General features: G+C 31.8%; 14 protein-coding genes, 1 pseudogene and 1 other annotated feature. Of the genes and pseudogenes, 12 read left to right on the top strand and 3 right to left on the bottom strand.

Going from position 1 to position 16538, the window contains the following annotated elements; genetic code table 11:
- Window positions 1-27: 27 nt before the first annotated feature.
- The 3 genes and pseudogenes from AB3K27_RS12445 to AB3K27_RS12435 all read right to left on the bottom strand — a co-directional run.
- Window positions 28-747: pseudogene (locus AB3K27_RS12445) on the bottom strand (IS4 family transposase); the annotation flags it as partial.
- 15 nt (window positions 748-762) lie between these two features.
- Window positions 763-1152: a hypothetical protein gene (locus AB3K27_RS12440; RefSeq protein ID WP_368487749.1), complete on the bottom strand. Its 390-nt coding sequence runs from the start codon at window positions 1150-1152 to the stop codon at window positions 763-765.
- 574 nt (window positions 1153-1726) lie between these two features.
- Window positions 1727-1879: a hypothetical protein gene (locus AB3K27_RS12435; protein WP_368487748.1), complete on the bottom strand. Its 153-nt coding sequence runs from the start codon at window positions 1877-1879 to the stop codon at window positions 1727-1729.
- A 315-nt stretch (window positions 1880-2194) separates the two neighbouring features.
- Here AB3K27_RS12435 and bioF point away from each other — a divergent pair, with 315 nt between their 5' ends.
- The 12 genes from bioF (at window position 2195) to AB3K27_RS12375 (ending at window position 16537) form a co-directional block, all read left to right on the top strand.
- Window positions 2195-4165, top strand: coding sequence for an 8-amino-7-oxononanoate synthase (bioF, locus tag AB3K27_RS12430; RefSeq protein ID WP_368487747.1), 1971 nt, complete (start codon window positions 2195-2197; stop codon window positions 4163-4165).
- A gap of 349 nt (window positions 4166-4514) precedes the next feature.
- A complete protein-coding gene (locus AB3K27_RS12425) occupies window positions 4515-5171 on the top strand; it encodes a hypothetical protein (protein ID WP_368487746.1) in 657 nt (218 codons plus the stop codon).
- A 116-nt stretch (window positions 5172-5287) separates the two neighbouring features.
- Window positions 5288-5477: a binding site (T-box leader), on the top strand.
- A gap of 78 nt (window positions 5478-5555) precedes the next feature.
- Complete coding sequence (gene alaS / locus AB3K27_RS12420; RefSeq protein WP_368487745.1) at window positions 5556-8195, top strand: alanine--tRNA ligase; 2640 nt, start codon at window positions 5556-5558, stop codon at window positions 8193-8195.
- A gap of 63 nt (window positions 8196-8258) precedes the next feature.
- A complete protein-coding gene (locus AB3K27_RS12415) occupies window positions 8259-8510 on the top strand; it encodes an IreB family regulatory phosphoprotein (RefSeq protein WP_368487744.1) in 252 nt (83 codons plus the stop codon).
- 64 nt (window positions 8511-8574) lie between these two features.
- Window positions 8575-8988, top strand: a complete 414-nt coding sequence (gene ruvX, locus AB3K27_RS12410) for a Holliday junction resolvase RuvX (protein WP_368487743.1) — start codon at window positions 8575-8577, stop codon at window positions 8986-8988.
- 44 nt (window positions 8989-9032) lie between these two features.
- Entirely contained in the window at window positions 9033-9287 is a 255-nt protein-coding gene (locus tag AB3K27_RS12405; protein ID WP_368487742.1) for a DUF1292 domain-containing protein, read from the top strand.
- A 165-nt stretch (window positions 9288-9452) separates the two neighbouring features.
- Window positions 9453-9911 (top strand): Fur family transcriptional regulator, encoded by a 459-nt coding sequence (locus AB3K27_RS12400; protein WP_368487741.1) that lies wholly within the window; start codon window positions 9453-9455, stop codon window positions 9909-9911.
- A gap of 37 nt (window positions 9912-9948) precedes the next feature.
- The gene (locus AB3K27_RS12395; protein WP_368487740.1) at window positions 9949-11616 is read left to right on the top strand and encodes a ribonuclease J; all 1668 of its coding nucleotides are present in this window, start codon (window positions 9949-9951) and stop codon (window positions 11614-11616) included.
- Window positions 11617-11789: 173 nt separating this feature from the next.
- Window positions 11790-13613: a translational GTPase TypA gene (gene typA / locus AB3K27_RS12390; protein ID WP_368487739.1), complete on the top strand. Its 1824-nt coding sequence runs from the start codon at window positions 11790-11792 to the stop codon at window positions 13611-13613.
- Window positions 13614-13625: 12 nt separating this feature from the next.
- Complete coding sequence (gene mltG, locus AB3K27_RS12385) at window positions 13626-14648, top strand: endolytic transglycosylase MltG (protein WP_368487738.1); 1023 nt, start codon at window positions 13626-13628, stop codon at window positions 14646-14648.
- Window positions 14649-14664: 16 nt separating this feature from the next.
- The gene (locus tag AB3K27_RS12380; RefSeq protein WP_368487737.1) at window positions 14665-15312 is read left to right on the top strand and encodes an O-methyltransferase; all 648 of its coding nucleotides are present in this window, start codon (window positions 14665-14667) and stop codon (window positions 15310-15312) included.
- A 1-nt stretch (window position 15313) separates the two neighbouring features.
- Complete coding sequence (locus AB3K27_RS12375) at window positions 15314-16537, top strand: U32 family peptidase (RefSeq protein WP_368487736.1); 1224 nt, start codon at window positions 15314-15316, stop codon at window positions 16535-16537.
- Window position 16538: the final 1 nt, after the last annotated feature.

Genomic DNA, 16538 nt, shown 5'->3' with positions numbered 1-16538 from the left:
ATTTCACACATGTTGATTAACCATTTTTCACCATAAACAAATTTGATAATTATTGATATTTTTAAATAATAAGTCAATGCATACTTGAACTTCGTCTTGAAGTGTAGAATTAAGAAGTTTTCTAACAAACTCACAAAATGATAACTTAACAAATTTCAAATTTTGAGACACATTAACATAAGAAAAATGAAGTAATACATACGCAATTAAAGCTATAAAAAGTTGATTGTAAACTGCATTTTCACTTGTTCCAAACAATCTTTTAACATTCAAATTTTGCTTTATAAATCTAAAAAAGCTTTCAACTTTCCATCTTTCTTTATAGATATCTGCAATTTTTTCAGGTGTAATGGCCATTAAGTTAGTACATACCCTTATGGATTTTCCATAGAAGTCACTAAATTGAACAACTCTAAATCTATTTTCAGTTTTAGAAGAGCCTTCTCCAAGATAACAAGTAACATCCTTGATTATATTAGAATTTTCAGTTCTTAAACTTTTTATGTTTTTTGGATAACTTAGAGTTATATTGTCTTTGATTCTTATGACAAATGCTTGTTTTATAGATTTAAACATATCATATCTCTTATGTTTCCCATAAGCTCTATCTTCTACCAAGATACAATCTGTATTAATAAGTTTTTCACCTATTGGACCATCATGTTTGTTTGCAGTAGTTTCAATGACTTTTTGAGGCATTAAAGTATTTACATTAAGAGCCACATGCAGCTTTATTCCTGACTTATTACCTTTGAACTTTGCCTATTTCAATCTGCCTTCACCAACAGTTATAGTAGTGGAATCTACTGCTAATAAATCTTTTGGTAATTTAAGTATTCTTCGAGTTGAACGATTGCATTTAGTTATAAGAATCTCAAATAATTTCTTAGCTATTTTATAATCTACATTTGCTGCTTTCTTCGAAATTGTGGAATAATCAACTGCTCTTAATCCAGCTTCATTCATAAAATCTGAACCAGCTCTAAAACTTTTGTATTCATTAGTTGCTGTCGCTATAAAAAATTGAAACAAATCATATACTGTGAATTTTCTTGATGTATCCTTATAGCCTAAAACCGCACATACTGTAATTACTTCTTCTTTTTTTAAAAGTGTTTGAAATATATCAAATATAGTGGTATTATTTCTCATGAGGTCACTCTCCTAAACAGTAGTATTTTTTCTCAGCAAATTAATATTACCATAGGATGACCTCATTTTCATACCTTTTTATTTACGTATTTTGGATAATCAACACTCGTGATGCTATTTCATTTACAATGGTAATTAGTAACTTCAACTACTCTAAATCTACTTTCAGTTTTTTTATTGTTTGTTACTAAGAGCTTATCCTTAAATAACGTTAATCTTTGTAAAAGCAATAGAATCACACGCGAACTTAATAAGCCCTAGATAGAAAGAATCTTACTTTACAAATCTAACCAGTAACTTTCTAAAATCTTCTATTTTGTAATTCCGTGCAGAAATATGTAATTATTTCAAGTATTGTAATATTACTTATAACATGGTAATAGTTGAATATGAATAAAATATGTGATATTTTTAATATTGTAGGCTTGTATAAATAACATAAAATATTAAATATTTTGGTATTAACTTTTATGTAATATTATGTATAGGTACTAATATCTAATGGTGAGTTTCGAAACTAATTATGTAAGTTTTTCAATATTAATTAAATAAATTGAAAGGAGGATTTTTATGATTAATTTGATTTTACAGGTACTTTTGGATTTACAGCTACATCTATAGCTGGTACTGGTGCTTGGTTAATAAACAAATATGGTAATAATGCTAATGCTATAGCTGCATGGTAAAAATGGACATAAATCTCTTTAAAGAGATGGTCACTAAACAAGTTAACGCTCCTCTCTAAAATTTTTAGAGAGGGGTTTGTCTACTATTACATGATAAAATACTTTACTATAAGGGACTCTATGCGTAAGACCCCAATTTGAATATTTTTGAAATTTGCTCCATTAACACATTTACTTGGCGCACATTGAATTTGCTATTTTCTTTCATACTCCTGATTGGATTGTAAACTAATATGTATTAAAATGTTGACAAATAAGCGGGTCATATATATACTAATTATATTCTTAAAAAATAGTTGTTTACCACTGTAGTATCAAATATTTAAGTCTAAATGCTAAGAAATCAGGTGAATTGAATGGATTTATATAGTTTAAAAATGAGAGCAAGTAAAAGTGAAGATGGAATAGAAAAACATATTTCAGGTGCAGAAAAAATAACAAGAGAAGACAGCCTTTCTATATATTCTGAAGCTTTATTAACTAGAGCATTATATCACTCAAAAAGCAAAGCAGATTTTATAAATATAAAAATTGAAAAAGTAAATCAAGAAGATATTTTATTTCTTGATGCATTACCTGTTACTACAGTGAATGTAGATAGTTACCAAGAGGGTATTCAAAAGTTATTAACTATATTAGAAAAAATGGGTATTACCAATGCTTCGGCTGTTTTAGAGAAATTAAAGGACACTTATACTATGAGTGGTGCCATGCTATTGAATGTAGATACATTAGAAAGATTGGAACCTAATAAAGATAGAGGGATTCGAGCTACCTATATGGATGAATATAATTTTACAATGCAAGAAAAAAAGGATATAAAGAATCACTATAATGAAGCAATCATATTGGCTACCAAGGTGGCACATGCCCCTAATATTATTGGTGAAATCTGCATTTCTGATGATCCTGATTATGTAACAGGTTATGTGACGTCAAAGGAAAATGGATACATGCGCATTAGCAAATTGAAGGGAATGGCAAGTCAGGACGGAGGACGGATTTTTCTTTATAGAGGAGATCATTCCCAAGTTCAAGATTGCATCGATTATATAGAGAAACAGAAGGTATTGGTTAAAAATATACCTTCTATATTAAATAAGCCAGATAAAACAGAAGAAAGTACAAAAAATAAATGGCATTTTATAGATAAGACATTGGAGAATTTAAAATATAATCATCTGTACCGAATTATGAATGAAATTAAGTCGGCACAAAGTGCGCATATCACTTTTGAAGGAAAAGACATGATTATGCTAGCCTCTAACAACTATTTGGATATGTCTAATGATCCGCAGGTAAAAAATTATGCACTAAAAGCTATGGAGAAATATGGGGTTGGTTCTGGTGGTTCCAGGCTAACTACGGGGACGATAAACTTACACAATCAATTAGAGAAGCTTATTGCAATATTTAAAGGAACTGAGGCAGCTTTAGTTTATAATACTGGGTATACAGCAAATATAGGAATTATTTCTGCATTATATTCAAAAGATGATGTTATTTTTAGTGATGAGTTGAATCATGCAAGTATAATTGATGGATGTCGTTTAAGTAAGGCAAAAATTGTAGTGTATCGTCATAATGATATGAATGACTTAGAGAATAAAATCAAACAAAATCTATGTGGTAAAGGTTTAATAGTAAGCGATGCCGTATTTAGCATGGATGGAGATATTGTCAATTTGCCACAATTGGTAGAAATTGCAGATAAGTATGGGCTATTTTCTATGATTGATGAAGCGCATGCCACAGGAGTAATTGGAGAGAGTGGCCATGGAACAATGGAATATTTTCATATGACACGAAAACCCGACATTATAATGGGTACCTTAAGTAAGGCCATTGGTAGCGAGGGGGGATTTGTTTGTGGAAAACAAAAATTGATTGAATATCTAAAAAATAAATCTCGCAGCTTTATATTTTCAACGTCGTTGTCTCCAGCTGTTATGGCAGCTTCAATAAAATCCATCGAATTAATCATGGATGAGCCACAGAGAGTACAGGCATTACAGGAAAATATTCAATATTTCTGCAGCCGTTTAAGAGAAGCGGGAATTGAGGCTGATTCTAAGACTGCTATTATTCCTATTCTTATAGGTGATGAAAAAATTGCAATGGAGATATCCAAGGAATTATTCGAACAAGGTTATTATATTTCGGCAATTCGTTATCCAACTGTTAAGAAAGGGTGTGCAAGGCTTCGTGTAGCCTTGATGTCAACTCACAACAAGGATGAATTAAAACGTGCTGCCCAGGTTATTGCGACAATTGTAAACAGATATAAAAGAGCAGCACTTATGACAGATACCATTGTCGGAATATAAAGGAAATGATTGTATTGAAATGTAAATGAGTAGGGTTAAAAAACAATATAACCAGGGGTGATACCAGCAGCTCTGTAACCAGGGTCAAAGTAGAAATTATGTTACATAATAAAATAATTTCTTAATATTAAGTAGCATTCAAATTAAGCTTTTCATATAAAATAGATAAAATCACTGCTAAATAAAGAACGTTAATGTTACAAAAGTCAGTTGTGTAACATTGAAAACACTCAGAATGACTATTAATAATTTACTTTGCCCCTAGCTGCACGTTTGCTGGTACTGGGTCATGTAGAGGGATTCAAATTTATGTTGCTTTCAGAATATACTCCAAAAGCATAAATTGGCTATGATTCTAATTGTAGCGGTGCTGCTATTCTACATCTATCTGTTGCAATTGCAGACGAAGATATCTAGTCCGCCTTGCCACGGCGCTGCACGTGTGCATTCCAAGTCAGGTGTGGATGCATTTTTCCTTTATGGCGGGGAACTTGTCTTTTATGCTGGAATACCTGAGTATGGTGTGTGGTGCGTGTTTGCTTTTTGGCGATTCGATTTTTTACACATCAGTACTAATCTTCTATCAGACGTTGTTTGTGGTTTGCATAGTCTGTGCCGTTGCGGGTCTTTTCTGGAAGATGCGTTGCCCTACCAAAGAGCAGGCCACCGCTTTGTAAGGAATTACGGTGTTTTACCTTGCAGCAGTGAGCGATATTCTGATGTACAACAATGTTTTTGGGGACTTGTATCCGAAAGCTCCCATGATGGTTTTTGTGCTAGCGCAGTTTCGCTGTTTCTGACGGACAACCTCCTGATAGCCGAAGCAAAGGAAATTGAGCAAAAAGTAACTACGGAAAAGGAAGCACTTGCAAGTCTCAACCGTATGAAAATCGAATTTCTTGGTAACGTTTCACACGAACTGAAGATGCCACTGGTGGTAATCTCCAGCTATGCACAGACCACCCGGCAGCTTGTGGAGCGTTCCGGTGAAATTTACCTGGAATGAATATATCTTACTTATATAGTTTATAGTTGTAAATTTTTATATATTTATTATGGTTAATATAGAGTCTGATGTTGACATAAAAGTGTATTTAAATTATAATTTGTACCATAAATGGATATGTGGCAGTGAATAGAAGAAGTAAATATACTCTTATATGAAAGAGAGGAAGCAGGTGGTGTGAAGCTTCTGATATAAGGTTTATTGAAGGCTGTCTAGGAGCCTATTATGGTGTTTGAGAGATATGGATTTTATAGGTTTAAATCTATATAATTAGGGTGGTACCGCGAAAAAACTTTCGTCCCTTTTATGGATGGGAGCTTTTTATTTTTAAAAAATCATTTATTAATTAAATATATAATATTAGTGAAAAAAGGAGAGATATATGTGGAAAAATTAGGATTAAATCAAATTAGAGAAATATATTTAAACTTTTTTGAAAAAAAAGCACATTTAAGATTACCCAGCTTTTCTCTAGTTCCTCAAAATGATAAAAGTTTGCTTTTGATAAATGCAGGTATGGCTCCACTTAAGCCTTATTTTACAGGACTTAAGGTTCCACCTAGTAAAAGAGTAGCTACCTGTCAAAAGTGTATAAGGACTGGGGATATTGAAAATGTGGGGAAGACTTCAAGACACGGTACTTTTTTTGAGATGCTGGGAAATTTTTCCTTTGGAGATTATTTTAAAGAAGAAGCAATTCCATGGGCTTGGGAATTTATTACGGAAGTTTTGAAACTTCCTAAAGATAGATTATATGTTACAATATATTTAGATGATGATGAAGCTTATGATATATGGGTAAAAAGTACAGATGTGGATCCTTCAAAGATTTTTAGACTGGGGAAAGAAGATAATTTCTGGGAGCATGGAGTAGGTCCTTGTGGTCCTTGTTCGGAGATTTATTATGATAGAGTACAGGAAAAAATAAATAATGTAGAGGAATTTGTAGAAGCAGCTGATAATGATAAAATAGTTGAATTCTGGAATTTGGTTTTTACTCAATTTGACAAAGATGAACATGGGAATTATAATAGACTTTCAAATCCTAATATAGATACAGGCATGGGACTTGAGAGAATGGCAACTATAATGCAGGGAGAAAATAGTATATTTGAAGTAGATACTATAAATGCTATACTAAAAGAAGTATGTAATATATTTGGAATAAAATACAATGAAGACAAAAATAACGATATATCTATAAGAGTAATAACAGATCATATAAGAAGTATTACTTTTATGATAAGTGACGGTATACTTCCATCCAATGAAGGACGGGGATATGTGCTTAGAAGGCTCTTAAGAAGAGCCGCAAAACATGGTAAATCCCTGGGTATAAATGATAGATTCTTATATAAACTTTCCAGTGTTGTTATAGATAATTCCTATGAGAGCTACCCTAAATTGAAAGAGAGAGAAGAGTACATAAAAAAAATTATAAGATTGGAAGAAGAGAGATTTGATGAAACAATAGATAGTGGAATAAAGATTCTAAATGAATTTATAGAAGAATTGGAAAATAGCAATAGTTTGCTGCTTGAAGGAGAAAAGGCCTTTAAATTATATGATACATATGGTTTTCCTATTGAACTTACTGAAGAAATACTGCAGGAAAAAAATATGAATGTAGATTTAAAAGAATTCAATAAAAAAATGCAGAATCAAAGAGAAATGGCAAGATCTGCTAGAGCAGAAACCAATTACATGGGAGCCGAAGATACTGTGTTAAATAAGATTCCTCTACACATAAATACTGTATTCCAAGGTTATGATAGCCTGCAGTCCACTTCAAAGGTTAAACTTATGATAAAAGAAGGAGAGTTTGTTTCTCTTTTAGGTCAGGGAGAAAAAGGTGTTATATTAGTGGAGAACACGCCGTTTTATGCAGAAATGGGAGGACAGGTAGGAGATAAAGGCATTATATACAATGAAAATTTTGAAGGTAAAGTAGTAGACTGCAAAAATAATGTGGCAGGAAAAATACTTCATTTTGTTGAAGTATTTTCAGGAAGTGTAAGTTTAGAAGATACTGTTTTATTAAAAGTAGATAAAAATAGAAGAGATGATATAAGAAGAAATCATACTTCCACCCATCTTTTGGGAGAATCTTTAAGAAGGGTTTTGGGAGAACATGTACATCAATCCGGTTCCTATGTGAATGAACATAGATTAAGATTTGATTTTAACCATTTTGAGGCCTTAAATGATAAACAACTAAGAAAAATTGAAGATTTAGTAAATGAAAATATAAGAGAGGCAAAGGCCGTGAATACTACTTTGATGTGTTTAGAAGAAGCAAAAAAAAGTGGAGCAATAGCAATTTTCGATAGTAAATACTCAGATGAGGTAAGAGTTGTTTCAATAGGAGATTTCAGCAGGGAACTTTGCGGAGGTACTCATGTAAGTAATTCTGGAGAAATAGGTATGTTTAAAATAGTCTCAGAATCGGGAATAGCTGCAGGCATAAGGAGAATAGAAGCTGTTACTGGAAGAGAAGCAGTTGAATATTTATATTCAAAAAGTGATATGCTAAAAGAAATAACAAATAAATTTAAATGCTCTGAAAAAGAAATTGTTCATAAATTAGATTTACAATTTAATGAGTTGAGAGAAGTGAAAAAAGAACTGGAAGAGTTGAAAATAAAATTAGCGGGTAGTGCAGAAGATAGTATTTTAAATAGTGTTAAGATTGTGAAAGGTATAAATCTGTTTACAGGAGTATTAAAGGATGTAGATGGAAATGCACTTAGAGAATTGGCAGATAAAATTAGAAGCAAGTCACAAAATTCCATGGTTTTACTAGGGAGTAGCATAGAAGGGAAAGTGAACTTAGTAGCTATGGCAACTAAAGATGCAGTGGAAAAAGGAGTTCATTGTGGTAAAATTATAAAAGAAGTGGCAGCTATCACTGGAGGAGGTGGAGGCGGTAGACCTGATATGGCTCAAGCTGGTGGAAAACTTCCAAATAAATTAGAAGAAGCAATAGGAAAATGCAGTATGATTATGGGAAAAATAGTTAAGTAGTATACATTTTATAAAATATGTTTTATAATATATTTAATTAGAATTGTTAGCGGGGTGATATATATGAGCAAGGACAATACCATTCAGTTTGATATTTCTGAAAGTAAAAAGGCTTTGACTAGAGAAATATTAACTGAAGTTTATGATTCGCTAATTAAAAAAGGATATAATCCTGTAAATCAATTAGTAGGATATTTGATTTCAGGTGATCCGACTTATATAACAAATTATAATGGAGCAAGGTCATTAGTTAGGAAGCTTGAGAGAGATGAAATACTTGAGGAAGTTTTAAAAGTATATTTAGGTATAAAATAAAAATGTCCTTTTTGGACATTTTTATTTTAAATATAACAATAATAAAAATTAGGAGAGTAAAAATTTGAGAATACTTGGATTAGATATAGGAAATAAAACTATAGGAGTAGCTTTAAGTGATCCCTTGGGGATAACTGCTCAGGGCATTACTACTATTAGGAGAAAAGGGGAAGATAAGGATATTGAGGAACTAAAAGCCATATGTGATAAATATAAGGTGGAAATAATTGTTTGTGGCTTACCTAAAAATATGAATGGAACTTTGGGATCTCAAAGTGAAAAGGTATTAAAATTTTGCAATATCATAGAGAAAGTTATAAATTTGCCTATAAAAATGTGGGATGAGAGACTTACTACAGTGGCTGCTAATAGAGCTATGCTGGAAGCAGATTTATCTAGGGCAAAGAGAAAAAAAATAGTGGATAAAATGGCAGCTACTTATATATTACAAGGATATTTAGATAGAATTTCAAAATAAAAGTAGCTTTCAGATTAATTTTTTATAAGAGAGGTAATTTTAATATGGAAAATGATATTAGTAGTTTAATGCTGGAAGATGAAAATGGGGATAAGGTTAAATTTCAAGTGGTAACTAAATTTGATATAGAAGATAAAGAGTATATAATTGTAGTGCCAGAGGAAAATAAAGATTCCAAGGAGGCAATAGTACTAAAAATAGTTGAAGAGGGAAATGGAAGTGAAATGCTTGTAACAGTGGAAGATGAGGATGAATTCAACCAAGTTTCAGAAGTTTATGAAGCTTTGTTTAATGATTAAAATAGGTCGTTAATGTTAAAACTAAAGGCTATAATCAGGTCTATAGCTTTTAGTTTTGATATTAACTGATTTTCAATTGACAACCATATTAAGCTATATTAGACTTATACTGTGATAGTTTATTTTAGGAATATTTTAAAATTTAAGGTGAAACGGGGTATAGTAATGTCGAGGCTTTCTACTTCAGAAATAGAGAGATTAAAAAATAGTTTGAAAGAAAAGGGATATAAACTTACACCACAAAGACGGGCTGTAGTGGATATTATAATAAAGAATGAAGGAAAACATCTTACTACAGAGCAGATATATGATCAGGTAAAAATTGACTGTCCTGAAATTGGCCTGGCTACGGTTTATAGGACTGTACAGCTTTTAGAGGAAATAGGAGTCATATGCAAATTGGATTTAAATGATGGATGCAATAGATATGAAATAGTTCATAGAGAAGAAAATCATCATCATCATCATCTAATATGTACCAAATGTTCTAAAATAATTGAAGTAACTGATGATCTTTTGGAGTCTTTGGAGAAAAAAATAGAAGAAAAATATAATTTTAAAATCCTAAATCATAGTCTGAAATTTTATGGTATATGCAGTGAATGTACAAAAAAATCAAAATAAATATAAATAAATACAAAGAGAAGGAGGGAAGATTTTTTTGCGTAAAGAAAAAGAAAAAGTAAAAATTATTCCACTAGGTGGATTAGGTGAAATCGGGAAAAATCTTACGGTAATAGAATTTAAAAATGATATAATATTAATTGATTGTGGTTTGAAATTTCCTGATGAAGAAATGTTGGGTATAGACGTGGTTATACCTGATATTACTTACCTGAAAAAAAATGTTGACAGGGTAAAAGGAATATTTTTAACCCATGGACATGAAGATCATATAGGGGCATTACCTTATGTTCTTAAAGAAATTAATGTGCCAGTGTACGGTACCAAATTAACCCTTGGCATTGTTCAAACCAAATTAAAAGAACACAATTTAATTAATTCGGTAGATCTTAAATATGTAAAAGCGAAAGATGTAATTAAGCTAGAAAGTATGTGGGTAGAATTTATAAGAACCAGTCACAGTATAGCGGATTCAACGGCTATTGCTATACACACCTCGGTAGGTATTATACTTCATACAGGAGATTTTAAAGTTGATTATACACCTATTGATGGAAGTGTAATTGATTTAGCCAGATTTGCAGAACTTGGTAAAAAAGGTGTAACTGTTATGCTGTGTGATAGTACCAATGTAGAAAGACCAGGTTATACCATGTCTGAAAGAACTGTGGGAGAGGCTTTTGAAAAATTTTTTGCTTCTGCAAAAAGTAGGATAATAGTAGCAACTTTTGCTTCCAATATTCACAGAATACAACAGGTTATTACTGCAGCAGAAAAGTATGACAGAAAGGTAGCAGTTTCTGGGAGAAGCATGGAAAATATAGTAGAAGTGGCTACAGAACTGGGATATTTAGATATTAAAAAAAATACAATTATAAGTATAGATAATATAAATAAATATGATGGCAATAAAATAGCTATAATAACTACGGGAAGTCAAGGGGAACCTATGTCAGCTCTTTCGAGAATGGCAGCTTCCGAACACAAAAAAGTAAATATTATTCCAGGAGATACTATAATAATTTCAGCTAATTCCATACCTGGAAATGAAAAATTAATTTCCAGAGTTATAAATCAATTGTTTAAAAAAGGAGCAGAGGTAATATATGAGGCTCTGGCAGATGTTCATGTATCCGGTCATGCTTGTCAGGAAGAATTGAAATTAATACACACTATTGTAAAACCCAAATTTTTCATACCGATACATGGAGAATACAGGCATTTAAAACAACATGCAGATTTAGCTGTAAGTCTTGGACTTTCTCCCAATAATGTAGTTATAGCAGATAATGGTGATGTTATAGAAGTTTCCAAAGATTCTATAAGAAAAAATGGTACAGTAGTATCTGGACAGGTATTTGTAGATGGACTTGGGGTAGGAGATGTAGGAAATATAGTTTTAAGAGATAGAAAACATCTGTCTCAGGATGGAATACTTACAGTAGTGATTACTATGGAGAAAGAAAGTGGAACTGTTATTGCAGGACCTGATATAATATCTAGAGGTTTTGTTTATGTTAGAGAGTCTGAGGATTTAATGGAAGAAGCAAAGGAATTGGTAAGAAATGCTTTGAATGAATGTGAAAAAAAACACATCACTGAATGGGCAAATATAAAGTCTAATGTAAAAGAAGTACTTAGGTTATTTTTGTATGAAAAGACAAAGAGAAAACCCATGATATTACCTATAATTATGGAAGTATAGTATTAATTTATCAAGAATATTTGTAAAGTTGACATTTTAATACTATAATATTAAAATGAGTATTATAATTTTAATTGGATACAGGAAAGTATCCAATTTTTTCAGTATGCGTGTATATTTTGATATATTTATTCTCATATACATATACCTAATTTCAAATTGGAGGAATAATAATGGATTTATTTACAAGAAATGACATAAGAAATGTGGCAATAATTGCCCATGTTGACCATGGTAAAACCACATTGGTAGATGCACTTTTAAGACAGAGTAATATATTTAGAGAAAATGAAAAGATAGAAGAAAGGGTTATGGATTCCAATGACCTTGAAAGAGAAAGAGGAATTACTATACTTTCAAAAAATACTTCTGTAATACATAAAGGAGTTAAAATAAATATTGTAGACACCCCGGGACATGCTGATTTTGGAGGAGAGGTTGAGCGTGTACTGGAGATGGTAGATAGTGTTTTATTAGTAGTGGATGCCTATGAAGGACCTATGCCCCAAACAAAATTTGTTTTAAAAAAGGCACTGGAATTAAAATTAGAACCAATAGTTGTGATAAATAAAATAGATAGACCCGATGCAAGAGCTTCTGAGGTTTTGGATGAAATATTTGATTTATTTGTAGAATTAGGTGCTAGTGATTCCCAGCTTGACTTTCAGGTAGTATACTGTTCTGCAAAGGCAGGTTTTGCAAAGTATGAAATAGAAGATGATTCAACTACCATGGAGCCTTTGTTTGATACTATAATAAAAAATGTTCCTGCACCTGAAGGATATATAGATATGCCCCTGCAAATGCTCGTGACCACAATAGATCATAATGAGTATGTAGGCAGGATAGGTGTGGGGAAAATAACTAGGGGAACTATAAAGAAAAATCAGCAGGTTGCACTGATAAGAAAAGGAAACAAAATAGAAAATGTAAAGGTATCTAATTTATATACTTATAACGGACTTAAGAAGGAAGAGGTAAATGAGGCTAAACTTGGGGATATAGTTGCAGTTTCTGGCATTCAGGATATAAATATAGGAGAAACTATTGCAGATATATCAAAACCTGAAGCTATTGCTTTTGTTAGCATAGATGAGCCTACATTGAGTATGAACTTTATGGTAAATGATTCTCCTTTTGCTGGGAGAGAAGGAAATTTTGTAACTTCTAGACATCTAAGGGACAGACTTATGAGAGAACTGGAAACTAATGTATCCCTTAGAGTGGAAGAGACTGATTCACCTGACTGCTTTAAGGTAAGCGGAAGAGGAGAACTTCATCTTTCAATATTAATAGAAACTATGAGAAGAGAAGGTTATGAGTTTCAGGTTTCAAAACCTACAGTTATATTTAAAGAAAAAAATGGAAAAAAGTTAGAGCCTATTGAACATCTTATTATAGACGTGCCAGAAGAATTTATGGGAGTAGTTATGGAGAAATTAGGGCCTAGAAAGGCTAATATGGTAAATATGACTTCTGCAGTAAATGGCTATGTTAGATTGGAGTTTAAAATACCTGCAAGGGGACTTATTGGATTTAGAAATGAATTTATGACGGATACTAAAGGAAATGGCATAATGAACCACCTATTGGATGATTATGAAGAATATAAAGGGGACATACCCGAAAGAACAAGGGGATCGCTTGTGGTATTTGAAACGGGAACATCTATAACCTATGGACTCTATAATGCCCAGGAAAGAGGAACATTGTTTATAGGACCAGGAGTAGAAGTATATGAAGGAATGATAGCTGGAGAGTGTTCTAGAGCGGAGGATATAGAGGTAAATGTATGCAAGAAAAAGCATCTGTCAAATACCAGATCTTCAGGAGCTGATGAAGCCTTAAAATTAGTGCCTTTAAATGAAATGACTCTGGAAAAGTCACTGGAGTTTATAGCATCAGATGAACTGGTGGAAGTAACTCCTAAAAGTATAAGAATGAGAAAGAAGATATTAAATTCAGAACAGAGAAGGAAAGCCATGAGAAAAAAATAGGAAGGGTTGTTAATGGTGAAAAAAAACTTAAAAAGTATTTTTTTGCTTTGTAGTTTGGCTTTAATTATAGTAGTGGGAATTTTATATTTTGTAGCAGAAAATATAAAATATCCACTTAAATCTAATGAAAAAAAAGTTAGTATTAATATAAATGGTGAAAAAAATTTATCACAGGTTGTAGATAAATTAGAGGAAGAAAAATTGGTAAAAAATGCACTCATATTAAAATGGTATATAAATAGACATTTTGGAAATATTGAAGTAAAACAGGGAAAATATTCTTTTTCAAAAAATATATCTATAGATAAATTTCAAACCTACTTAAAAATGGGAATTAGGGATGATGAACCTGTGAAAGTTTTAATACCTGAGGGATATGATATAGAACATATAGGAAGTATTTTAGAGAAAAAAGATATAATATCAAGTACAGATTTTTTAAAAAGCTGTAAAAATTATAAATTACCTGATTTTATAAAAGGAGATTCTAAAAAAAGATATAATTTAGAGGGATATCTGTTTCCAGATACTTATGAGCTTTTGAAGGGAAGTAACGGAAAAGCTATAATTGATATTATGCTGGATAGGTTTACTTCAGTTATAGAAGAAATAGAGCAGGATACCGGTGTACAGTTAAAAGGTAATAATCTTGATGATATAATAACCATGGCTTCCATAGTGGAAAAAGAAGTAGAAATTCCAGAAGAAAGAGGAAAAGCAGCTTCTGTGTTTTATAACAGATTACAAAAAGGAATGAAGCTTCAATCTTGTGCCACAGTATTATATGCCCTGGGAGTGCATAAGGATAAATTATATTATAAAGATTTGGAAGTTGATTCTGTGTATAATACCTATAAAGTACAGGGACTTCCAGAGGGGCCTATATGCAATCCTGGAAAAGGATGTATTCTGGCAGCTATAAAACCTTCTAATACAAACTATCTTTATTTTGTTTCCAATAATGATGGCACACATTTTTTTACGGATGATAACGAAAAGTTTTTACAGGTAAAAAAGGCTACCCAGGGAGATTGATTTTTGGGAGGGAAAAATGAGTAATGTTGCACATGATTATATAGAGTGTTATATAAGGTCATTAATAGAAGAACATAATGATTCATTAAAAGAATTGGAGGACTATGCAAAGGAGAATTCCGTGCCCATAGTTCAAAAAGAAGTAGCGAGATTTTTAGAGCTCATGATAAATATAAAAAAACCTTTGAAGATTTTGGAACTTGGAACAGCCATTGGTTATTCTGCAATTTTAATGAGTATAAGTTCTGGAAAAAAAAGTTTGATAACTACAGTGGAAAGAGATAAGAATATGGTTAAAATTGCCAGAACAAATATAGAAAAGTATAAATTTACGGATTGTATTCAGGTTATTGAGGGAGATTGTTTGGAAGTGCTTAAAAATATAGAAGAAAAATACGATTTTATATTTATGGATGCAGGAAAAGGACACTATAATCAATTTTTACCCTATTGTTTGAAATTATTAGGTAAAGATGGAATAATAGTGGCTGATAATGTACTTTTCAGGGGAATGGTTGCATGGGATAAATTAGTTATAAAAAGAAAAATAACTATAGTTAAAAGAATGAGAGAGTACTTAAATAATATATCTGACAATAATAAATTTATTACATCAATTATACCTATGGGAGATGGTATAGCTGTTACAGTGAGGAGGAATTAATGTGAAAAAACCAGAGCTTTTAGCCCCAGCTGGAAACTTAGAAAAACTAAAAACAGCCATAAATTTTGGGGCTGATGCGGTTTATCTTGGAGGAAGCAGGCTGAATTTAAGGGCGTTTGCAGATAACTTTACAGATGAAGAACTAAAAGAAGGAATAGAGTATGCCCATAGTAGAAATAAAAAGGTATTTATAACTGTAAATGTATTTCCTCACAATGAAGATTTAAAAGGATTGGAAGATTATTTAAAAAATTTATATGAATTAAAAGCAGATGCAATACTTGTATCAGATCCAGGAATAATAATTACTGCAAAAGAAGTTGTACCTGACTTGGAATTGCATTTAAGCACTCAAGCTAATAATGTAAATTGGAAATCCGCCAGCTTCTGGCATAGTCAGGGTATGAAGAGAATAGTACTTGCAAGAGAGTTGTCCTTTAAAGAGATAAAAGAGATAAGAGAATATCTACCAGAAAGCTGTGAAATAGAGGCATTTGTTCATGGTTCCATGTGTATATCTTATTCAGGCAGGTGTGTGCTTTCAAATTATATGACAGGAAGAGATTCAAATAGAGGGCAGTGTGCCCAACCCTGTAGATATAAATATTATTTAATGGAAGAAAAAAGACCTGGGGAATATTTCCCTGTATTTGAAGATGATAGAGGAGCTTATATATTAAATTCAAAGGATCTCTGTATGATAGAATATATTCCCGAACTGGTAAAAAGTGGTATAGATTCATTTAAAATAGAAGGCAGAATGAAAAGTTCTTATTATGTAGCTACTGTAGTAAAGGCCTATAGGAGGGCTATTGATGCCTATTTTCAAGATCCTAAAAATTATGTATTTCAAGATAAATGGATGGAAGATTTAATGAAAGCAAGCCATAGAGTTTATTTCACAGGCTTCTATTTTGGAGATACTTCTAGTCAGATTCATGAAACCTCTTCTTACATAAGAGATTACGATATAGTAGGTATAGTCAAAAGTTATGATAACTGTAAGGGTATAGCAGTTATAGAGCAGAGAAATAAAGTTTTTAACAGAGATAATGTAGAGGTACTAAGGCCAGAGGGAGATAGTTTTTGTGTAAATTTAGATGATTTGAAAGATGAAGAGGGTGAAGGAATAGAATCTGCACCGGTGGCCCAAATGATATTTACAGCTAAGGTAAATAAAAAGCTTGAAAAAGGAGATATGCTTATAAAATTAAAAAAATTTTAAA

Origin of the sequence: Clostridium sp. BJN0013, assembly GCF_040939125.1 — a bacterium.
In the GTDB taxonomy this organism is placed as follows: domain Bacteria; phylum Bacillota; class Clostridia; order Clostridiales; family Clostridiaceae; genus Clostridium_B.
The sequence above is the reverse complement of the archived record's forward strand: the minus strand, read 5'-3'. Positions and strand labels throughout refer to the sequence as shown.

Excerpts from the sequence above, each read along its gene's own strand:
- mltG (WP_368487738.1), top strand. The coding sequence starts at position 13,626 with ATGGTGAAAAAAAACTTAAAAAGTATTTTTTTGCTTTGTAGTTTGGCT.
- AB3K27_RS12380 (WP_368487737.1), top strand. The coding sequence starts at position 14,665 with ATGAGTAATGTTGCACATGATTATATAGAGTGTTATATAAGGTCATTA.
- bioF (WP_368487747.1), top strand. The coding sequence starts at position 2,195 with ATGGATTTATATAGTTTAAAAATGAGAGCAAGTAAAAGTGAAGATGGA.
- AB3K27_RS12400 (WP_368487741.1), top strand. The coding sequence starts at position 9,453 with ATGTCGAGGCTTTCTACTTCAGAAATAGAGAGATTAAAAAATAGTTTG.
- AB3K27_RS12425 (WP_368487746.1), top strand. The coding sequence starts at position 4,515 with ATGATTCTAATTGTAGCGGTGCTGCTATTCTACATCTATCTGTTGCAA.
- AB3K27_RS12440 (WP_368487749.1), bottom strand. The coding sequence starts at position 1,152 with ATGAGAAATAATACCACTATATTTGATATATTTCAAACACTTTTAAAA.
- AB3K27_RS12415 (WP_368487744.1), top strand. The coding sequence starts at position 8,259 with ATGAGCAAGGACAATACCATTCAGTTTGATATTTCTGAAAGTAAAAAG.
- AB3K27_RS12405 (WP_368487742.1), top strand. The coding sequence starts at position 9,033 with ATGGAAAATGATATTAGTAGTTTAATGCTGGAAGATGAAAATGGGGAT.
- typA (WP_368487739.1), top strand. The coding sequence starts at position 11,790 with ATGGATTTATTTACAAGAAATGACATAAGAAATGTGGCAATAATTGCC.